Annotated in this window: 29 protein-coding genes; 11 read left to right on the top strand and 18 right to left on the bottom strand. The window is 32.9% G+C overall.

What is annotated here, in order from left to right:
* Positions 1–75: 75 nt before the first annotated feature.
* Complete coding sequence (locus ACSULM_RS04535) at positions 76–1380, top strand: TrkH family potassium uptake protein (RefSeq protein ID WP_436860898.1); 1305 nt, start codon at positions 76–78, stop codon at positions 1378–1380.
* Positions 1381–1470: 90 nt separating this feature from the next.
* Here ACSULM_RS04535 and ACSULM_RS04530 read toward each other — a convergent pair whose 3' ends face one another.
* Positions 1471–1614, bottom strand: a complete 144-nt coding sequence (locus ACSULM_RS04530) for a hypothetical protein (RefSeq protein ID WP_436860896.1) — start codon at positions 1612–1614, stop codon at positions 1471–1473.
* Positions 1615–1663: 49 nt separating this feature from the next.
* Positions 1664–1906 (bottom strand): hypothetical protein, encoded by a 243-nt coding sequence (locus ACSULM_RS04525; RefSeq protein WP_436855566.1) that lies wholly within the window; start codon positions 1904–1906, stop codon positions 1664–1666.
* Between the two features lie 146 nt (positions 1907–2052).
* Between ACSULM_RS04525 and ACSULM_RS04520 the strand changes: the two genes are divergently transcribed.
* Entirely contained in the window at positions 2053–2538 is a 486-nt protein-coding gene (locus ACSULM_RS04520) for a hypothetical protein (RefSeq protein ID WP_436860894.1), read from the top strand.
* Positions 2539–2578: 40 nt separating this feature from the next.
* Here ACSULM_RS04520 and ACSULM_RS04515 read toward each other — a convergent pair whose 3' ends face one another.
* The 3 genes from ACSULM_RS04515 to ACSULM_RS04505 form a co-directional block, all read right to left on the bottom strand.
* Entirely contained in the window at positions 2579–2767 is a 189-nt protein-coding gene (locus ACSULM_RS04515) for a hypothetical protein (protein WP_436860893.1), read from the bottom strand.
* Between the two features lie 166 nt (positions 2768–2933).
* Complete coding sequence (locus ACSULM_RS04510) at positions 2934–3551, bottom strand: FMN-binding negative transcriptional regulator (RefSeq protein ID WP_436860892.1); 618 nt, start codon at positions 3549–3551, stop codon at positions 2934–2936.
* 39 nt (positions 3552–3590) lie between these two features.
* The gene (locus ACSULM_RS04505) at positions 3591–3986 is read right to left on the bottom strand and encodes a nuclear transport factor 2 family protein (protein ID WP_436860890.1); all 396 of its coding nucleotides are present in this window, start codon (positions 3984–3986) and stop codon (positions 3591–3593) included.
* A gap of 1068 nt (positions 3987–5054) precedes the next feature.
* Here ACSULM_RS04505 and ACSULM_RS04500 point away from each other — a divergent pair.
* Positions 5055–5270, top strand: a complete 216-nt coding sequence (locus tag ACSULM_RS04500) for a hypothetical protein (RefSeq protein WP_436860889.1) — start codon at positions 5055–5057, stop codon at positions 5268–5270.
* Positions 5271–5305: 35 nt separating this feature from the next.
* Positions 5306–5470: a hypothetical protein gene (locus tag ACSULM_RS04495; RefSeq protein ID WP_436860887.1), complete on the top strand. Its 165-nt coding sequence runs from the start codon at positions 5306–5308 to the stop codon at positions 5468–5470.
* A gap of 253 nt (positions 5471–5723) precedes the next feature.
* Here ACSULM_RS04495 and ACSULM_RS04490 read toward each other — a convergent pair whose 3' ends face one another.
* From ACSULM_RS04490 to ACSULM_RS04475, 4 genes are all read right to left on the bottom strand, one after another.
* On the bottom strand, positions 5724–5924 hold the full coding sequence (locus ACSULM_RS04490; protein ID WP_436860885.1) for a hypothetical protein: 201 nt from the start codon (positions 5922–5924) through the stop codon (positions 5724–5726).
* 38 nt (positions 5925–5962) lie between these two features.
* Entirely contained in the window at positions 5963–6787 is an 825-nt protein-coding gene (locus ACSULM_RS04485) for an N-acyl homoserine lactonase family protein (protein WP_436860884.1), read from the bottom strand.
* Positions 6780–7220, bottom strand: a complete 441-nt coding sequence (locus tag ACSULM_RS04480; protein ID WP_436860882.1) for a MarR family winged helix-turn-helix transcriptional regulator — start codon at positions 7218–7220, stop codon at positions 6780–6782. The genes ACSULM_RS04485 and ACSULM_RS04480 overlap by 8 nt, the downstream gene beginning before the upstream one ends.
* A 110-nt stretch (positions 7221–7330) precedes the next feature.
* Positions 7331–7510 (bottom strand): hypothetical protein, encoded by a 180-nt coding sequence (locus ACSULM_RS04475; protein WP_436860880.1) that lies wholly within the window; start codon positions 7508–7510, stop codon positions 7331–7333.
* A gap of 137 nt (positions 7511–7647) precedes the next feature.
* Here ACSULM_RS04475 and ACSULM_RS04470 point away from each other — a divergent pair, with 137 nt between their 5' ends.
* The 3 genes from ACSULM_RS04470 to ACSULM_RS04460 all read left to right on the top strand — a co-directional run bounded on the left by ACSULM_RS04470 (position 7648) and on the right by ACSULM_RS04460 (position 8587).
* Positions 7648–7788: a hypothetical protein gene (locus ACSULM_RS04470; RefSeq protein WP_436860878.1), complete on the top strand. Its 141-nt coding sequence runs from the start codon at positions 7648–7650 to the stop codon at positions 7786–7788.
* 20 nt (positions 7789–7808) lie between these two features.
* Entirely contained in the window at positions 7809–8042 is a 234-nt protein-coding gene (locus tag ACSULM_RS04465) for a hypothetical protein (RefSeq protein WP_436860877.1), read from the top strand.
* Positions 8043–8392: 350 nt separating this feature from the next.
* Positions 8393–8587 (top strand): hypothetical protein, encoded by a 195-nt coding sequence (locus ACSULM_RS04460; RefSeq protein WP_436860875.1) that lies wholly within the window; start codon positions 8393–8395, stop codon positions 8585–8587.
* 75 nt (positions 8588–8662) lie between these two features.
* Here ACSULM_RS04460 and rpsR read toward each other — a convergent pair whose 3' ends face one another.
* The 3 genes from rpsR to rpsF are packed head-to-tail and all read right to left on the bottom strand — an operon-like array spanning position 8663 to position 9784.
* Complete coding sequence (gene rpsR / locus ACSULM_RS04455) at positions 8663–8905, bottom strand: 30S ribosomal protein S18 (RefSeq protein WP_002484306.1); 243 nt, start codon at positions 8903–8905, stop codon at positions 8663–8665.
* 48 nt (positions 8906–8953) lie between these two features.
* Positions 8954–9460: a single-stranded DNA-binding protein gene (ssb, locus tag ACSULM_RS04450; protein WP_069996235.1), complete on the bottom strand. Its 507-nt coding sequence runs from the start codon at positions 9458–9460 to the stop codon at positions 8954–8956.
* 18 nt (positions 9461–9478) lie between these two features.
* Positions 9479–9784: a 30S ribosomal protein S6 gene (gene rpsF / locus ACSULM_RS04445; protein ID WP_069996236.1), complete on the bottom strand. Its 306-nt coding sequence runs from the start codon at positions 9782–9784 to the stop codon at positions 9479–9481.
* A 402-nt stretch (positions 9785–10186) separates the two neighbouring features.
* On the opposite strand from rpsF, the gene ACSULM_RS04440 reads away from it, so the two are divergent.
* On the top strand, positions 10187–10993 hold the full coding sequence (locus ACSULM_RS04440) for a GH25 family lysozyme (RefSeq protein WP_436860873.1): 807 nt from the start codon (positions 10187–10189) through the stop codon (positions 10991–10993).
* Between the two features lie 109 nt (positions 10994–11102).
* Here ACSULM_RS04440 and ychF read toward each other — a convergent pair whose 3' ends face one another.
* The 6 genes from ychF to ACSULM_RS04410 all read right to left on the bottom strand — a co-directional run bounded on the left by ychF (position 11103) and on the right by ACSULM_RS04410 (position 18388).
* Positions 11103–12200 (bottom strand): redox-regulated ATPase YchF, encoded by a 1098-nt coding sequence (gene ychF / locus ACSULM_RS04435; RefSeq protein ID WP_436855546.1) that lies wholly within the window; start codon positions 12198–12200, stop codon positions 11103–11105.
* A 15-nt stretch (positions 12201–12215) separates the two neighbouring features.
* Positions 12216–12416 carry a DUF951 domain-containing protein gene (locus ACSULM_RS04430; protein WP_069996239.1) on the bottom strand — a complete coding sequence of 67 codons (201 nt, stop codon included), beginning with the start codon at positions 12414–12416 and terminating at the stop codon, positions 12216–12218.
* Positions 12417–12437: 21 nt separating this feature from the next.
* Positions 12438–13322: a mechanosensitive ion channel family protein gene (locus tag ACSULM_RS04425; protein ID WP_436860871.1), complete on the bottom strand. Its 885-nt coding sequence runs from the start codon at positions 13320–13322 to the stop codon at positions 12438–12440.
* Positions 13323–13662: 340 nt separating this feature from the next.
* Positions 13663–14031 carry a DUF2294 domain-containing protein gene (locus ACSULM_RS04420; RefSeq protein ID WP_436860869.1) on the bottom strand — a complete coding sequence of 123 codons (369 nt, stop codon included), beginning with the start codon at positions 14029–14031 and terminating at the stop codon, positions 13663–13665.
* Positions 14032–14205: 174 nt separating this feature from the next.
* Positions 14206–16857, bottom strand: a complete 2652-nt coding sequence (locus tag ACSULM_RS04415) for a DUF2309 domain-containing protein (protein ID WP_436860867.1) — start codon at positions 16855–16857, stop codon at positions 14206–14208.
* Between the two features lies 1 nt (position 16858).
* Complete coding sequence (locus tag ACSULM_RS04410; protein WP_436860864.1) at positions 16859–18388, bottom strand: NADH dehydrogenase subunit 5; 1530 nt, start codon at positions 18386–18388, stop codon at positions 16859–16861.
* A gap of 653 nt (positions 18389–19041) precedes the next feature.
* Between ACSULM_RS04410 and ACSULM_RS04405 the strand changes: the two genes are divergently transcribed.
* From ACSULM_RS04405 to ACSULM_RS04395, 3 genes are all read left to right on the top strand, one after another.
* Positions 19042–19155, top strand: coding sequence for a type I toxin-antitoxin system Fst family toxin (locus ACSULM_RS04405; protein ID WP_436855541.1), 114 nt, complete (start codon positions 19042–19044; stop codon positions 19153–19155).
* A 125-nt stretch (positions 19156–19280) separates the two neighbouring features.
* On the top strand, positions 19281–19493 hold the full coding sequence (locus ACSULM_RS04400) for a hypothetical protein (protein WP_436860862.1): 213 nt from the start codon (positions 19281–19283) through the stop codon (positions 19491–19493).
* Positions 19494–19551: 58 nt separating this feature from the next.
* Positions 19552–20658 carry a hypothetical protein gene (locus ACSULM_RS04395; protein WP_436860861.1) on the top strand — a complete coding sequence of 369 codons (1107 nt, stop codon included), beginning with the start codon at positions 19552–19554 and terminating at the stop codon, positions 20656–20658.
* The last annotated feature ends 299 nt before the right edge of the window (positions 20659–20957 follow it).

The following is a 20957-nucleotide window of genomic DNA, read 5'->3' as shown; positions in this document are numbered from 1 at the left end:
TTTACAAATTTACTTGCTTTTTTAAACTATAGGTATAAAATACAGTTGATTAAAATCGAAAAGGAAATGGAAAATATGAGTATATTAAATAAGCCTTTATATTTTTACCTATTGCTTTTTATTACAACAACTTTGATTGGAGCAGTACTGCTCTATTTACCAGTCACTGGTAACCGTCATCTAGATTTCATAGATGCATTTTTCACTGCAGCGAGCGCTTTTACAGTAACTGGATTAGTTACTGTTGATGTATCGTCACAATTTAATTGGTTAGGCGATACGATTATTCTATTATTAATTCAAATTGGTGGTTTAGGAATTGTCACAGTCACACTTTTAACATTTATCTTGATCAATAAACACATTAGTTTAAAAAGCCGCTATTTGGTTATGACAATGTGGAATATTGATACACCTGGTGGTATCATTCGCCTAATGCTGCAATTTGTCTTATATAGTTTAGTTACCGAAGCAATAGGCACTTTATGCATTGCCTTATCTTTTGTTCCAAAATATGGCCTTGGTAAAGGTCTATTTTTAAGTATCTTTACTTCAATATCAGCATTTAACAATGCAGGATTCGCTTTGTTCAAAGATAACTTAATGAGTACGGTAAGTGATCCAATTATCACAATTACAGTTCCTTTATTAATAATTATGGGCGGGCTTGGTCCTCTCGTTTTTCTAGATTTAGCGGTATCACACAAATTAACGAAACTCAAATTACATTCTAAAATTGTATTAAGTACGTCTTTAATACTTATCGTTGTGGGAACTGCCATTTTCTTCATTTTAGAAAATCATAATACATTAAATCATTTTTCACTTTTAGAAAAAATAGGCACATCATTTTTCCAATCTGTAACAACACGAACAGCTGGCTTTAACTCTGTTGATATGGGGCAAATTACTGCTCCCACTTCAATGATGATGATGTTATTAATGTTTATTGGCGGCGCACCTGTAAGTTCAGCTGGTGGCATCAAGGTGACAAGCTTAGTATTAACATTACTTTTTATCAAGAGTACATTACGCAACGAAACTCATGCATCTATTTTCAAAAAATCTATACCAGATCGTACATTGAGAATTGCCGTTACAATTTCACTTTCTGCAACTATCTATGTACTCAGTGTATCGTTCATTCTAAGCATGTTGAACCCACATGCACCTTATACAACCGTGTTATTTGAAGTGATTTCAGCTTTCGGCACAGTTGGTCTAAGTATGAATTTTACAACTGAATACGATACTATAACCAAAATTGTTATTATTGCTACGATGCTTATTGGGAAAATTGGTATCCTGACCTTCATCCAATTATTTATAACTGAAAAGAAAGAATTGTTCTATTACGCTAAAGATAATGTACATTTATAATATAGAGGAATAATACGCTAATATATTTAGAAACACATAAAAAACCAAGTCTGGTCACCATTAATGGTGACCAGACTTGGTTTTACTTTATTATTCAGTTTCCTTATTGTCCTTGTCTTTAAAAATTGAAAAGATTGCCAACATAGCAAACCATATACAACCGACTGCAACATTCGCAAAAATAAAAGCAAACATTGAAAATACCATAGCTATAAGCGCTTTTATTATTTTCATATTGTCCACATCCCTTAAAACTTAATATGGAGCTATTTCGTTTTTAAAATTACATATTTTTACGTTTCTTAAGAATTGCCGAAGTAATAGCTGATAAAATAACAATGGCTACAAGAATATAAAATGCAATCATGTTTGACCCTTCAATATTCATACCACCACTAAAATTACCATCCGCACTATATTTCCAAAATATATTACTAATAAATAAAATGATAATCCCAATAGATGCTAGTACGCCAATAACTTGCGATATCACATAAAATTTACCCATACCTTCATTTTTATTCAACGTTTATTCCCCTTTCTATTAGGCAATATTAAAATAATTCATTTATAACTTCTTAATTATTAATATAATGTCACAATTTGTACTCCATTTCAAATATATATAGTACAATATACTTAATGAAATCATATTTCCAAGGAGAATTGTAGATGAAAAAATTAATATTCTTAATATCAGCTTGCTTTTTAGTATTAACCGCATGTGGTGGACAAGAAGAAAAAAACACTGCAGAGAAAAAAGATACACAAAGCGACAAAGATAAACAAAAGAAAAAAGAAAATCAAGACAAAAATCGCGACAAAGATCATACTCCATCAGAAGATACAACTAATGAAGCACAGACTAATGAAACTTCTGTAGAGGAATCAACTGAACAAACCCAAGACATTACATCAACAGAACAACAAAATACAAACACATCTAATTCAGAACAAGCAAATCAAGCACCAGAACAAAATCAAAAACAGAACATTGATTTAAATAATATGCCCGCTACCGATTTCAGCACAGAAGGTATGTCTGAGCAAGCACAACAACAAATACAAGAATTAACTCGTCAAAAAGACTTTGAAGGGCTTCCACAAGAAACATATAATGATAAAGTTTCAGAAATAATGAATAATGAAATGAATTAAAAAAACTGCGACCTTGTTCATATAAGGTCGCAGTTTCTTGTTATATATCAGTAAAAACACTTGATAAAATTGCAATTAAAGCAATAAACAACACAAAAACTAATAATGTATCAATTTTTCTCTGATTACGATGTTTTGGTAATTTTCTAAATTCTTTTATTGCGATTAATCCTGCAATTACCACTAAAATCAAGCACACCAAATGAAATACCAACGCTAGTATCGCCATTTTAATCACCTCAACTTTATAATTTAAAACTTTTGTGTATTCATGAACGTATTAATTTTAAAATTATAAGTCGGTCAGTCTACGCGTAGTCTTTCTATTCTATACCCGTATTAGGAGCTTAGAAACCGTGGGACTATTTGGTATTTCACTTATTCATAACTACTAATTATTCAGGCCGACGATGCTTTTCAATTGCCTTTGCTACCTGTTTTTCATTTTCAGAGTCACTTTCAGATAAGTGTTTTACTATATTTGAAAAATCAGTTTGTGACTTATTCTGACTCAATTTATAGGCAGCTTCGATTTCATTCACTTTAATTTCAAACCCAACGATACCTTTAACTTGTTGCTTCGTGTTATCTGATAAATTATCCCAAGTCGCACCATTTTCCCGATGTGACTCATACTTATCTAACAATATTGCCAAATCTCTTTTAAGCGCTTCTTCAGATAAAAGCTTGCCATTTCCATATACATGCACACTTTGGTAATCCCACGTTGGTACATCTTCTTTTTCGTACCAAGTTGAAGAAATATAACTATGTGGACCTTGAAAGATTACTAGTACTTCTTTATTATCTTCTAAAGTTTGCCACTGTTTATTACCTTTTGCCAGATGACCAGAAACATAAAGTTGATTTTCAGTTTCATAAATATTGACTGGAACATGTGTCGCAATTGGCTTATCCCCTTCATTGGTCACAACTGTGACAAAGGTATGTGCTTTAATAAAACGTTTTATTTCCTCATAATCTTTCATTTCATAATATTTAGGAATGTACATATATAACGCCCCCATCTTGTCAGAAATTCTTTACTTTATCTAGATATTCGCTAAACCTTCTAAATCTTCATGATATGCTTTAGATAATTCACGACATGAAATAACTTTACCTACTTCATTAAATTTAAATATTGCATATACCTCTATATTCCCCTTTGAATTATCTACTTTTTCTACTGCAACATCATATCTTAAAAATATGCTTCTCTGTTGCTCATCAATGAGCATGTCGTTAAATTTTTCAATCGATAATGATTTCACAACTTCTTTTAACTTTTGAAGATGGGCCTTAAATTCATTTAAATTCAAAGTATCATGATCAGTTTCTTGAATATAATTTTCCGCAAAATAATCATCTATCTTCTCTGTATCTAAATTAATTAGTATATCTTGATATAAATTTTGAATTTTCGTTTTTAAATCATTTGTATTCATGCTCATACCTCCAATTTTATCTACTAAATTACATCTATATCTAATATAGTGTATTTCTACTCACCAATAGTTTATGACACTACGCACTTTATCACAACTAATTCACAATCTTATATGACTTCAAATTACATAAAACTTACAATGTTGTCATTCGAACATTATATTGTTCCATATGTTATTTTTTTGTGTTTTACTTGCTATATCGGAGGTGAAAAACTTGGAAAATAACAATCAGAATGTGCTTTCATCATTAAATTATTTCAGCGTATTTTCGCACCTTTCTTACTACCTATTGTCGTTTGGATATGTGCAAAGAAACCTGTTACAACTCATGCCAAAAAAGCATTACTTAATCATATCGGTATAGCGGTATTTTATTTTCTAAGTAGTCTTGCTTTTATATTTTCCAAAGAAGTTTATGAAAAACCTTTTGATAATCACGCTATGATTTCTAATGTTTCAATAGGTATCGGATTAATATTTGGTATAGTCATCATCGTACTTTTTATTATCAATTTAATTCGTGGTATTAAAATTTTACTCAAATAGTCATTTCAATTAAATCAATAAAATAATTCCTGATAAGGCAATGAAAAAACTAGATTAATGTTAAATATACCAAGAAGGCGTTATACACTTACTAACTGTTGATATAGCGCCTTTTTAATGTCTTTTGTAAAACTGTTAATTCGTATTTCTTTTTACAAATTTATATATAATGAATCCAATAATCACGGCGATGGTCATAAAATCAAACGAGTGCATGAATGCAGAACCCATAGATTTCCCCATCCAAAGCCACCTAATGGCGAACAGAATGATTGAATGAATAAACAACGCAATAAAAACATATAAAATAGAATTGTTTAATATGAAGCAATAAATTATTATAAATAGAATTGCTATAATAGTAATTATTAGCATGACCATATTCGGTAATAGCAAATTAGCCCTCCTAGTGAAAAATGTCCTCTTGATTTCGTCTATGTTATATTATAAATATAGTACATAGTTGCTTACTATATTTTCACCAAAGTAACGCATCTTAAATTTTGAAGGAGGCTATTTATGTCTAAAGCCTTATATGTGCACCATACCATCAATCTATTATTGATGATAATTTTTATTATTTTTCAATTTTTAGGAACTAGCAGCACAACTATTTCTATTATATTATTAGTATTGATGTTACTTAATATCATTGGATTTATTAGAGCAAATAGTATGAACGTTAAAGAAAAAGGCGTAACCATTGAAGATCAACAAAAATCCAAAAATAAGTAATAACCTTTAATAATACAAGAAAGGACGACTTAACTATGAAATTTATATGTTTTAATGCGATGACTGAAAAAGGATTAAACAAAAAGGTAAATGAGTTTCTACAAGAAAACCCTTATATAGAAATCATTAAGTTCGATTATCAAGTTGGTTCGAGTAGTTGTGGTGTGGGTATTTTATATAGCGAAACAAAAAGAACGTAGTTTCATTTCAATAGCAAAATAAAAAGCTCCCCCCGAAGGGCAGCTTAAAAGGGATGAAGTACTGGAGGGTACTTCGTAACACTATCTTATATTACACAATCAGATTGTTCAATGCTATTTACATAAATAAAACAAAAATATTACATAAAAACAATTTGAGATTATAAACAATGCGTTTTATATCAAACTCAATTTCTTATATTGTGTATTACTTCCAAATATGAAAACAGTTATCTTTTCTAAACTTCCATCATTATTTCCAACCTTTGCGTTTTATCTGCCTATAGGTGAAAATCCCAAAGATAATGACAAATAGCCCTTGCGTAATTTTTATTGTAATTGAACTAAAATCAATCATATTTATACTAAACGCTTCACCCAATATTGGTGCAATCAGATTGAAAATAAATAGAATTAAACAAATTGCTAAAATAATCCGTTGCGATTTCGGCATTATTTTCACCTCTATCTAAATTACTCAAATATCAATTCTTACAACACTACCGTATGTGGTTCTATATCTGGATCATGATTTGCTACTGCTTCTATGCAATTTTCATCTTTTACTGTTTTCATCACCCAATTTAATGATTCTTGAGCGTCTAACTTATTAACGAGAACGGATGGCTTTATATTTTCTTTCCATGATTTAGCTGCATACCCAACATCTGATACTAGTAATAAAAATTCATCACTATTCATGCTTTTTATGACTGTTGATGCTAATCCTTTACTGTGCCCTGGTACCCACACCATCTGTATCGTACCATCGTTAAATAAATCAAATGATTTTCCTTTAGGTCCAATGGCAGTATTATCAAATTTATATGTTTCTAAATGTAAACCGTTCCATTCATGGGGTAAATAATACATCTTATCCTTTTTAATCGCTTCGTATTCTTCTTCACTAACTAATATGTGCTTCGCATCTTTCACGAGTCTTAAGCCATCCGCATGATCACAGTGCATATGGCTCATTACCACATAGTCTATATCGCTAGGTTTGTATCCAAGGGCTGAAAGTTGTTCATGAATCGCTTGTCCTTCAGGTAAGTCTGCTTTATTTACAGGATATTGAAATAATAAATTTCTGATTTGTTTCGTCCGATTGTCTGTGTGCCATCCTGTATCAATCAATACTAAACCTTTAGGATGTTCAATCAAATATACGGAAACAGGCAATTTTACCAAATGCTTTTTCGAACGAAATAACCCCGTCCACGCCAAAGGTCTATTATTAGCATCACTAAACGGCAAAGCTTCATCGACAATCACATACCCAGTATGCAATATATGAACTTTTATTTTATTATCCATTGTTCTCATCCTTTATTAAAATAGAATTTATAGCCCTCACATGACTAAATAATTGTTGCAACTCATCATCGTTTAAATTTAACTTTTTTTCTAGTCCTTTATATAAAATGTTTTGCCTGTTTTCATAAAACTGATGCCCCTTCTCCGTCAACTTGATGACTTTTTCTCTGGCATCTGTTGAGCTTACTTTCGAAATATATCCTTTATCTTCTAGCTTTTTCACCCTCTTTGAAATTGCAGTCTTGAATACACCCTGACTTTCTGCAATTTCTTTCATGGATAGCTTTTTATGTTCTAATAATAATTTAAAAACACCTAATTGTTCTCTCGATATATCAATATGTTCTTCTTCAATTACTTCATTGATTTTGCGACTCATTTCTATAAATGCTAAATGCAGTTCATTAAACTGCTCAATTTTTTTAGTGTCCATAGTTCACCTCACACTTATATAGTACACCCAGGTGTACTATAATGCAAAATTTTTTTATTATTAAATAAGCTATACTTTCAATTAAAGTTTTTATAATAATTAAAAGTCCGTCACCTAGCTTTTTTCTTATTTTTAAAATCAACAGTTATTAACATATTACTAATACATCCTAATATACCTACAATCAATGCTCCCCAAATATTAGCATGACCTATATAAAATACAACTAAAAACATCAAGATGCCTGTTATAACACTAATAATCCAAGTCGATTTCTTTTGTCTCTCCATACTCTGAATGACTCCTTTATGTTATGCTTTAGGTGAATATTACAATCAACACAATATTATAATAACATATTTAAAAATTACCTTTCCTAATTCTCACTAATTACATAATTTAACGTTTCTGTTAAAGGAGGAATACTATGAAATTCGGTAAATTCAAATATGATTATAACTATATAATTTTATCTTTACCATTTTTAGTAGTATCTATATTTGCACCAGTAGTATTTATTGTATTTATTATTTGTTTGATTTATGGATTTGAGAAGGTAGAAGATTAATATATAAGGAGGAATTCAGAATGCAGTTTAATAATTGGAATGTCACTATAAATGGTAAAGGCTCACATGATGTTGTTGTTAGTGAAGATACATTATTAATTTTACAAAGCTATAAGCATGTTGAAATAGCATTGAAAATAGTGAATGATACTATTCAAGTAAAACCTCTAGGTTATGGTGAAGATGTATGTATTAACCCTGTTACTAAAGAAATTACTATTAATGTAACTAACTTATTAGAAGATGATGATTGATTTAGTTTTTATAATAACCTAACTGGCTATTTTTTTTTTAGTATGGATGGCGAACGTGGTATGGGCAAAACTTCTACTAATCGATTTATGAAAATTGATGACAATCCAAAACTAAATTAACTAGAAGAAAAAATAATATAGCTTAAATTGGAGGGAGTTTATGAAATTCGGTAAATATAAAATTGATGACATATATGTTCTATTGATTATATTTGGTTTAATTTTTTCTTTTTTTGTACCTCTTATGTTATTTCAAGTCATCATTGCTTTGTTTATTGGTATTGAAAAAATAGAGAAGTGAATTTTCGCTTCATTATTTACTCTGAAACATAACTAAGGAGTTGAATTATTTGGAAAGGTTTATACATGACATGGGTTTTTGGTATGAAGGCGAAACATTAGCATATCCGCTTATATTTTCAGATTGTACAATTGAATTTTTTATTATGGAAATTGAAAGAGCCTTGGAATATTATGATGAATACTCTTGGTGGAGAAAGTATGATTTAGCAATGAGCCAACTTGAAGAAAATATGCAAGCATAATTACTGTTTGTATTCACAAAACACAAAAATAACCCCGTAGGTATATGCCTACGGGGTTTTCAGATACAATATCTATTATTGTTCTTCTTTAACATATGGTAATAATGCCATATGACGAGAACGTTTAATAGCTAATGTCAACATACGTTGATATTTAGCTGAAGTACCTGTTACACGACGTGGTAAAATTTTACCGCGTTCTGAGATAAAACGTTTTAATAATTCTGTGTCTTTATAGTCGATGTGTGTAATTCCGTTTGCTGTGAAATAACAAACCTTTTTACGACGACGACCGCCTCTTCTTGGTCCACCTGCCATGGTAATTGCCCCCTTTTAAAAAATTTTCAATTTATATGTTCGATATAATTAGAATGGTAAGTCATCATCACTAATATCAATAGGCCCGTTTGCATTTGCAAATGGATTGTCAGATTGATTATTGTTTGATGAACTGTTGTTATTGTTTTGATAAGATGACGTATTTTGACCTGATTGTTGTCCGCCAAAGTTTTGGAAATTATTATTTCCTTCTTGTGCGTGACGTTGGTTTTGATTTTTAGGTTCAAGGAATTGAACACTATCACAAACAACTTCAGTGACAAAGATACGACGACCTTCTTGATTTTCATAGCTACGTGATTGAATGCGACCGTCAACGCCAGCTAAACTACCTTTAAACAAGTAATTGTTAACATTTTCTGCTTGTTTTCTAAAAACAACACAGTTAATGAAATCTGCTTCGCGTTCCCCTTGGGCATTTGTAAACGTACGGTTTACTGCTAGAGTAAAAGTCGCAACACTCACGCCTGAGGGTGTTGTTCTGTATTCTGGATCTTTCGTTAAACGACCTACTAAAACAACTCTATTTATCATTTAAACGACCCCCATCTATTATTTTCTTGTCTTATCTTCGTCTTCACGAATAACGATATAACGGATTACATCGTCAGAAATTTTAGCTAAACGTTGGAATTCGTCAGTAGCTACATTGTCGTTAGTTTGGATACGAACGATGTTGTAGTAACCTTCTGTGAAATCATTGATTTCGTAAGCTAGACGGCGTTTACCCCAGTCTTTTGCTTCCAAAACTTCTGATCCTTCAGAAGCTAAGATTCCGTTAAAACGTTCAACAACTGCTTTTTTAGCATCTTCTTCAATGTTCGGACGAACGATGTACATAACTTCATATGTTCTCATTGTATAATTGCACCTCCTTGTGGTCTATGCGGCTCATCATCATTTGTGATAAGCAAGGAATAATTTTCATTACTCACAATCAAGAATTATAGCACATGTCTTTACATTTTACAATGGGTTTCACACGTGATCTGTCTTGAAAATTTGCTTTTGTTTCATATGAAACATTAGATTTTTAAATCTTAAAATACAATCAAAAAATACATATGACTAAAATCAATTACTAGCAATTAACTTTTAATTACAAAAATATTAAAAATTATAAAACAATGTATAGATTATAAAATTAGGTTGTAAATGATTATACTTTCTACTAACATGACACTTGCATTCGAGAGTACAGAATCTCGTTGCATTACAAAGATTCAAATGTACAATCTAATACATATAAAGGAGTAAGTTATGTTTTCTTCTATTACTATTAAACGTTGCATGTTAGCAATGAGCATTATTTTCGCAATAATTGTACCATTAAGTACTGTAAGCGCAGCAGAAACGGCACAACATCCAGAAGGGACTATGGGTGCTGCCTATCAATCCAATGATAATCAAAAATCAACCAAAGAAAGTAGCACACAAATGCGTTCTGCAGATCCAGCACCTGAACAGGAATCAACACAACAAGGTGAGCGTGTCATCGACATTTCAGAATGGCAAGGTGACTTAACTAGCAAACAAGTCAAAGCACTGAAGAAAAACAATCCATTTATCATTATTCGTGCACAATATGGCTCTGAAAGAGAAGATGCTTCATTAAAAAATAATATTAAAGTTTTAGAAAAGAATAATTTAGACTACGGTGTTTATTCATATAGTATGTATGAAAATCCTGATGATGCACGTTATGAAGCAAAACAATTGTATGATCGTGCACCAAACGCAAGTTTCTATGTTAATGATTTTGAAGAAAATGCAGTTAAATCAGGAACAACAGAAGAGACGACTTCTGCTTGGTATGATGAAATGAAATCATTAGCTAAAAATAAAAAAGTGCTATTTTATTCGAATGAAAGTTTCATGCTTGAAAATACACAGAATGCGTTAGACGAATATGATGGTTACTGGTTCGCCAATTATTCTAAAACGGAAGCCGACCGTCCGCATGTTTTATGGCAATATACGGATAGCTATGACTCTCCAGAATTAGGCCAAGCTGTAGATGCCAACTATATCGGTCCTAATGTTAATGCAGATTGGTTTACTTCATAGTTAACTCCCTATAAAAAATTTAAAATTTATAATATGACGCAAAAAGGCGACATCCACACGATTACATGTGATGTCGCCTTTCTATATTTTAACAATTCAAACTGACAAACTACACGTTAAATCTAAAGTGGACAACATCGCCATCTTTCATGATGTAGTCTTTACCTTCTAAACGTTGCTTACCAGCTTCTTTCGCACCATTTTCACCGTTATGTTCAACATAGTCATCATAGCTCGTTACCTCAGCACGGATGAAGCCGCGTTCGAAGTCTGTATGGATAATTCCAGCACATTGTGGCGCTGTCATACCTTTAATAAATGTCCATGCACGCACTTCTTGTACACCAGCAGTGAAGTAAGTAGCAAGTCCTAATAAGTCATATGTCGTACGAATTAGACGGTCTAAACCTGGCTCTTCAATGCCTAAATCTTCCAAGAACATTTCTCTATCTTCATCTTCAAGCACTGCGATTTCTTCTTCAATCTTGGCGCTAATTACGATTACTTCTGAATCTTCTTGAGCCGCATAGTCACGAATTGCTTTCACTTTTTCATTGTCATCGTCACCGATTTCATCTTCGCCCACATTAGCAATGTATAACATGTCTTTCGATGTTAACAACTGCGCTTGATTGACATATTTTTGATCTTCTTCTGTAAATTCTAAACTTCTTACAGGATGACCTTCTTCTAATGCTTCCTTAATTCTTGATAAAATGCGTGTCTCATTAACCGCATCTTTATCTTTTTGACGTGCCATTTTTTCAACTTTTGGCAAACGTTTCTCTACTGATTCTAAATCAGCTAATACTAATTCCATATTAATAACTTCAATGTCATCAATTGGGTTTACGCGACCAGATACATGCGTCACGTTATCATCATCGAATGCACGTACGACTTGGCAAATCGCGTCCACTTCACGGATATGTGATAAGAATTTATTACCTAGTCCTTCACCTTTAGAAGCACCTTTAACAATACCTGCAATATCTGTAAATTCGAAAGTAGTTGGTAGTGTCTTTTTAGGTTGTACCATTTCTGTTAAAACGTTTAATCTGTGGTCTGGTACTTCAACGATACCTACGTTAGGATCGATTGTTGCGAATGGATAGTTTGCTGCAAGTGCACCTGCTTTTGTTATTGCATTGAAAAGTGTAGACTTCCCTACGTTGGGTAAACCAACAATACCTGCTGTTAAAGCCATGATTTATTCTCCTTATTATTCAGTATCTTGCTGAGATACTAGTATTTTTTTAAGTTTTTTATCAAATGTTTGTCTAGGAATCATAATGCTGCGTTGACAATGTTCGCATTTTATTCGAATATCCGCACCAACACGAATAATTTTAAAACGATTCGTGCCACATGCATGTTGCTTTTTCATCTCTACAATATCATTTAAACCGTAATTTGATGTCATTCTGTAACACCTCCGACCGTTTTAACCTTGATTTTGCTGGTTTGCATCGTACTGAACCATCGTTGGCTGCGGCGTTTTAATTTCTTTAACTTTGAATAGTTTCAATATTTCTTTTCTTAAAATTCTGCCACCTGAAGCACCTTCACCAGGTATCGTTTCAGCCGAAATTCTCAATATAAATTCGTTATTTGTAATAGAATTGACGCCAATAATTTCTGGAGTTGATATGAACAAGTAATATTTTGAGCGTATTGTTTCAAAATATGTGTTAAGTACTTCTTCCACATTATCAATATCTTCTTCAATTGCCACTGGAATATCTACAATCGCTTCGCCATTTATTACAGAATAATTGGTGATTTCTCCGACACTACCATTTGGTAAAGTCGTTAGCTCACCCGAAATTGTATTAATACGCATTGACCTTAATCCTATTGACTTCACTGTGCCCTCTGCTACTGGAGAGCCACCATTACTGATTTTAACATAATCTCCGACATCGAACTGATTTTCAAAAATAATGAAGAAACCTGTAATAATGTCTTTCACAACTGTTTGCGCACCAAAACCAACTGCTAAGCCGACAACACCAGCACTGGCAATGATACCGCCGACACTGATTCCGAATTTACTTAAAATGGTAGTCAATACTATAAACCATACCACATATGATACGACATTTTGAACTAATGATATCAATGTTTTAGAACGTTTTTTATTAGCATTTTTACCTTTATTTTGCATTTTAAAGAATTGCGCAATTCCTTTATTAATAAACTGCAAAATAATCCAAGCTGCAACGACATAAATAATAATCATTATAATATTGGATAATAAGGTTTGATATGTTTCTGGTTTCGTTAATGGTTCTATAATCGAATAAAGGATACTTTTAATTTGATTCAACCGTTTTCCCTCCTCAATCACTCTTATATAATTCTATTTTAACCATTTTAACACTGCAAAAAATCGAACTTCCGATTTAAATTTACGTGCACGTTAAAATATATTTATAAATCCATAAAATATGCGACCTTAACTAGTTTATTAAAAATATGGTCTTTAGCAAAGTGTTTTAATAACATTTTTTACTTACTAAACTATTTTTTGTAACAACGATGTTCATAATGCTTAAAAAACAAACATATATAGCACTATTGAACACCACATCTTCACATATAAAACCACACTCCATCTATTAATCAGTATCAATAGTATAAAGTGTGGCACCTGTTATAGTCATACATTATTCAGTAATTTGTTTCTCGAAATCATTTTCCAACTTGAAAATAATAATACGTTCACCAGTTCTAGAGCTCAAATCCGTATGGAAGCTTTTGACGGTTTCGCCAGTAATAGACAAAATAATATCATCTAATGCCTCTATGCCAGATTCTACAAGTTTAGAACGGGTTCTTTTAATCGTTAATAAACCTTCATTCGTTTCGCAAACTTTGTATTCTGCTTGAGTTAACACACCTTGCAAACTTACAATAATCATATCGCGCAGTATATCCGTTTTAACTGACAGAGAGCCGCGGCCAAGGAAGTCTTTTTCCCATTGTGTGATTGCTTTGCTGATTTCAGACTCGTAGTTACCTTTGGTCATTTTCATTAAATATGCATCTCCTGTAGCACCAAAATTATATATCAGAAAATTACTTTTAACAAAGATAACCGTACCATTTTTCTGCTATTTTCTCCATTGTTGTGCAACATTCCCCAGGAAATAATAACGATAATATACGTACACTCATACTACTTACAATCATTTATTATATTAATTAAACTATGACCAGTCTTCCCATTGATCATGCTCATCAACACTAGCCAGTCTGACCCAGCCATTTTCAACTTTTTGTTTGAATACCGGATCATTTTCCAACAAACGCTTAATAAATACTTTAGGTGCTTGAATAACGATTAACAACCTTATCGGTGAGTGATACATTTTATCATCGGCTGACATGACGGATTGCCAAGGTAAGCCTGTTAACAAATCGCTCGCATTCCCTTGCATCACGCCTATACCAGCAGTCACGGATTGTGTGGTCTTACTACCGCTTCCGTAGTAATGTGGTGCAACGGTAGACGCATAATATTGTAAATTAATCCATTGTGCAACGAGCGCTGGACCCGCGATAATATTCGCCAGTATTTGGCCGTCTTCATCATGTTTCCAGTGATAGTTATGCAGAAATGCTCTTCCAGCTAAATCACTGGTTTGTGTTAAAGTACGTTGCCCAATGATAAATGCAGCGTTTTTAGCTAGACCCCATTCTGGTCTAATTTCACTCCAATCATTTGTAAGACGATGTACTTCATGAATCGGGTCACGAGTTGTTAAATTGTTATTCGGCAATTGTGCGAGTCGTTTTTGATTTGCTCGATAACTGATTTCAGGTAGGGCCGCTTCAATACGTTCAAATGCAGCTTGTGCCACTTCCGTAAGCTCCGGGACATAAATCCAAGTTACTTCATCTACAGAAGTTTGATGCTCAGCAGCAGCAAAGATTGTCGTTTCAGGAATGTTAATACCTTCTTCTCTTAACCCTTTACGGACTTCCGGTAAATTGCAAAGCTGCGCTAACACTTTCGCATTAAATCCACTGGCCGCACCACCACATGCCCCACAATCTAATGAAGCCGCATATGGATTATTAGCACTTTGACTTCCATGACCGCACATCACAACAAGTGGTGCAAAGTCTGAAGTTAAATCCATTAGTTTCAATGCCTGCAGTGCATAGCTTACTTTTTCAGTATCTGTAAAGCCTACTGGTAAACCATGCTTCAAATGTAAATGGTGATGCTGATGCGTTTGATAATCCAAAGTTAGCGCTGTATCTTCAGGTTTGCGCAACCAACGTGCATAGAACTTATGCATACCCATACCTACACGTTTAGGTACAAAACTACGCGTAAACATTTGTATCGTTAGCCATGGACCACTTAATTCCGGTAATAATAAACTTGGAAGTACATTTTGTTTCATTTTTTTAAACGTATAAGTTACTGATTCTAATATGTGCTTACGCTGTTGAAACGCATTTGGCTCGCGTTCATGGGTATATTCTTTAATTTGGTGTTGTGGTTGATTCATCACTGGGAGCGATGGATGACCATGCTTACTGCCTAACTCTAATTTCTCGATAGGTAAGCCGAAAAATCCTGCAATGCCGATGGTTTCGAAAGGACCTGCTGACTCAATTTGTTTTCTAAATGGTTCTGAACGCACATCGATACAAAATGCCATTTGCACTTCAGTATGGTTTTGCATATGCGCATCACTAACATTCGTTTGTGCATCATGTCGCTGTTCTGGGACTAACATCTCTTTTAATTGGTGATTATAGCTTGCTTCCCATGCTTCTAACCATAATTTTCTACATAATTGATCATTAAATTTGCGAGAAAATGCGACATAATTTTGTTGTTCATGCTCTGACATACTTTGCCAATCCTCTACAGAACAACCGCCCCACTCTAACCACGCTTGAATGTGTGATTTCAAATAATTTTCGTTTGAATGACTTAAATCTCCTGGCTCTGACGCAGGCAAATAAGGTGCGACAATCGTCCATTCCATAGCAAGACGAATGGCAAGATATGAAAATACTAAATCATGTGCTTTATCATGTTGTTCATCGTGCCACAACATCATGCCAGCCCAACCTGGTAATGACAGTAAATGATTCTCTAAATATGTTTGTATATCAGCTTCCGCAATTCCTAATCGTGTTAACACGGTATCCATCAATTCCGATGCATTGTTAGGCAAATCTTTCAAACGTGCGCGTTGCTGTTTTGAAAGTGCTGGATCATACACTATAAGTTGTTGCCATGCATAAAACAATCCTTTATCCCGATTGGGCATAGTCCATCCAGACTGTGCATCATCCAGATATAATTTGCACCACTTTATCATGTGATAATCTACGGTATCAATTAGTTTTTCATTATTTTGATCAACAATATATGTACTCTTTAATGGTACTAAACGCGTGCTAGGTTGGTGTATGGCATTAGTTGAATCCTTAGCCTTGTATTGTGCAACCAACGTATCCAGCTGCTTGTTTAAATCTGTAGCTTTAGATAATGATTGTAATTTCAAAGCATTACGTCCATATTGTTCTGCTGCCGCTCTAGGTATCGTTAACGTCCTATCATCAAGCCATTGTTGTAAACGACGCTCCAGTATAGTATCGTCTATTTCGCCTTGTTGATGTGCTTGTAAAATCGCCATTCGCGGCGGATACATATCTACTTTACGTGCATCTTTTAACCATTGTGCAATTTCATCAAACGTCTTGTCTTCTAAATTCGCCCATGGACTTCTAGCAGCGAACACTGAAATGGGTGACAAAGGTACAATTACACGACTTGCATGCGTCACTTTTTCATATAATGCGTCTGTTGATGTGTAATTAGAGTTTCCCATTTTAATGTCCTCCTTTAGATATGTACGATTTTAGATAATTTGGATGACGCTCAACGGTTTCCATTTTCGCATCGCCTAAACGCACTATCCACATATAAATGATTGAAAATGCGACCGACGAACGGTGACGTGCAATCCATGTACTCATCAAGCTACCAAACAGTAATAACAACGCGAGAATCACAACAGTGAACATCGGCGGCTGCGCACTATCGAATGCAATCATGTGCAAGGCATGGCTAAAGAAGTGATGGACAATATAATAAACTGCACCAACAACAATCAGGATAATTAAGCCCATGATACGACCAAATCTACCTTCACCAAATGCCACGAGCTGTGTCCAGGATACAGATAAGGACCACGCTAAGATTAAGCCACTGACCAAACGATAACCTTGCTCAGGTGCGGATAACCAGAATCCTAATCCAATCGCTAATGCTAAACCACGACCAGCTAAGATCCATAGATAAGACATTCTTTCATTAGCACGACTCGGCACACTAAAGTGACGTACTGCTGATCCCGAGCGTAAGAATAGCGTGGCTTTAAATAGACCATGCAAGATTAAATGAATGATTGCAGGGATATATGCACCCAATGCACATTGAATTAACATAAAACCCATTTGCCCAATTGTCGAACCGACTAACAAGCGTTTATAATCCACGTGAACAAGGCTGATGCCAGCGCCTATCACTACCGAGATACTGGCGAAGAATAATAACACCAACGACGCAATGTCACCATTAAATATAGGCGAGAAACGCGTCAACATAATGCCACCTGCATTCACGATACCTGCATGCATAATTGCAGAAACTGGTGTTGGGGCTGCAACAGACTCAATTAACCAGCGTTGAAATGGCCATTGCGCTGCCGGAACCATGACCGCTAATACAATTAATAGATTGATACCAAATTTAGACCACGCGTCAATTTGATTCAAATTTGTTTCTGTAAAAATAGCATGAAAACGCCACTCTCCTGTTGCAATACCTAACCAAAGCACTGCGATGAAGAGCGCAAACCATCCTAAGAAGAACAATTTCCCCGTCACGACTGTAGCAACTCTTGTCACTTTCCACGCCTTTTTGAGACTCATGAGTAGCGCCAAACCTACCAATGTGAAGCCCCAACATACAACCATCAAGCGCATATCATCACTTAACCAAGCTATTGCTGCAAAACTCGTCGTGCATGTAAATAACATGAAATATTTTCTATATTTTTTGTCACTAGATAAATAACGCACACAATAACGTTGAATAATTAAGCCAATCATTAAGACAAAACATGACATGAGCCACGCTAGTATATCTGAATACCATAAACCTACCATTATATTTTTAGGTGCTCCGATTAAACCTACTAATGCGACGAATGGCGGTAACGTTAAGAGACATATATGTATACGTACATATGCCACTGGTATACGTTTATTTAAAAATATTATTCCACTGAGGACTGAAATAATAATAGTGATGAAAAATATAGTTAACAGTGTAGACACATCAAGTAGTGTGAACATATCAGATTCTCCTTTGTACGATAGATTTATTGGAAAGTGGACATTGTTTATAGCAGAAATATATTGTTCTCAAGATTTAAAAAAGCCGACAATCTATAATAAACCTTGCTCGATTTATTATCATTGTCGGCTTCATTACAACGCACTTTATATCAGTATGTAGTGATTTGCTTTGCTACCATTATTATATGTATATGTAAGTAAAAAATTTGTTATTGGAATGTTTAAAGTCACTTGAATATGCCGTACGATTTTCACTTTTAGCTACTGTTTGTCCACTTTTTCAATTTGCCAATTTATCTATTAACATCTTGCTAAAGCTTCCACACCTTAATAAAAGCGCCCTTCAACGACTATCATTATCTTTATTTAATATTATCACGATAACTTTATTATTCGTTATTGTCAAGAATGTGGGGCTGAAATTACGGTTCCATAATTAAATTACGTGATATGACTTTTCCTTATTCTAGAAATCGACTATGGAATTATTTACAGAGTAATCATCATAAAATTCACTTCTATAAAAACTCAGTTTGTCCTATTATGTTATAAATAATTTTCATAATTCTGCTAATCGGAAGTGGATACACTATGTATTTACAAGTGATATAATATAAAAGTCGTCGTTTTACTTCTGTGCTGTAATTAGCATGGAAGGAGGTGACATCATGTTCAGCATCATATTTGTATCTTTAATAGCTCCTATGCTAGTAGGGGTTATACTCACGTTATTTTCTTATTGGCTTAATAAACGTGATAGATAATTAAACGACGACAAAGCCAATACACCAAAAGAGCCCGATAACTATTCACAGTAGTTATCGGGCTCGGTGCTTATCATGCTTGCATCATATTTGTTAATTGCATTATAACACCATAGTGGGTAGGAATGCAAAAGACTGTTAAAATAGAGAAAAATAGCTATATTTACAGAATTAAATTTTTAAGTAGAATATACCATTACCATGTTTTTGAAAATGCAGTAGAAACTTTTGATAAATACGATTTAAGTAAGATAAGAGAAGTACTTCCGATTGTGGCATTTGGTAAATTTGAGAGAAAAAGTAAAGTGAATTTTGGAAAAGTCACTGAAAAACCATAAACTCTTTAAAAAGCAAATATTTTATGAAGAAATATTAAAATATGTTGGGCGGAATTTTTTGGAGTCTGAAGGATATTACAACAATTATATTTCTATGGATTCATACTCTAGTTATCATACTTATTTTTTAGCACCTATAGTATTTGAAAAAGAAGATAAAACTATTTATACATATTTTACTTTGAAAATATTTAATCAAGGAATCTTTTATATAGAAATATCTGATGAACTAGATAGATTAGAAATAATGGAGGACAATTTTAATATTTTAGAAACAGCAAAAAAGGGCGATAAAGTTTTAATTCCTAAATTAAAAGATGGAGATATTGACTATAAAGAAGTGGAAATAAAAGAAGGTGTAATAAATGACTTTATTAGTGATTACTGGAAAGAAATAGTCAAAAATATTGAAATAATCTTTAATCAAGATACTAAACATTCATATTATACGCTTTTTATGATAGATGACAGTATGCATAATAATTCTAGTAATATTAGCAATTACAAAAGAATTGTGACAGCTCCATATTATAAAAAATTAGGTTCCTATTTTATAAAAGAAGTAACTCAATTTACTTTTAGCCATTTTACTTTTATCGGAAATATCGATCGTATGGTTATTAATTTAAAAAGTGGAAAAAATGAGTATGGAATACCTAAAGAAGATTACATTAACGATAAAACTCATTTTAGAGGAATTAACAATTCATTTATTATGTCTGCATTAAATCATATTTATATAAAGAAAACTATATTGAACCTTTTAGCAGAAACAACATATACTGATACACCATTACATAGAGAATGGCTCAATAAACTAGAAAAGACCATAATACAAGGGTACTCACTAAAATATTTGCCTTCCCATAATCTAAGAAGTGAACTAGACAAAAATTTTATAGATGATAAAGAGTTTGAATTTATACAAAAAGTACACTTTGAAAATTCGAATAATATAATAACTAAACAACAGAAAGTGATGGAATCAAAAATAAACTTTTTAAATATCATTATCTTGATATTTACTATTATTTCTTTAGGTCAAATAGTTGATATTTTCATAAACGATAAATGGTTTATTGTGAGTATTATTATAGCTGTTGGTATAACTATTTCAGTTATATATATAAAATATTTAAATTGGTTAAAAAAGAAATTTAAATAGATGTGTAAAAGTAGATTGATTATTTATACGCTCTATTAAAATAAATGTCTATTAATTGGATTGACTTTAAATGATTGCAGGATATGAAAGAGTATCATAGATAGTTCAAAATTCAGGAAGTCAATTAGACAATTTAAAAACGTTTGAGTAGTGGAAATATTCACAAAAAATAATCAGTTGTGCTGATTGAAAATATGCCTATATTTCAAGAAACTTTTAACTTAATAAGAGTGGGAATAGGAAATCGCTTTGTTGTATAATATATTGATTATTCAGGACTTTATTATGATGAAATTATT

Origin of the sequence: Staphylococcus caeli, assembly GCF_051413795.1 — a bacterium.
Lineage (GTDB): Bacteria > Bacillota > Bacilli > Staphylococcales > Staphylococcaceae > Staphylococcus > Staphylococcus caeli_A.
The sequence above is the reverse complement of the archived record's forward strand: the minus strand, read 5'-3'. Positions and strand labels throughout refer to the sequence as shown.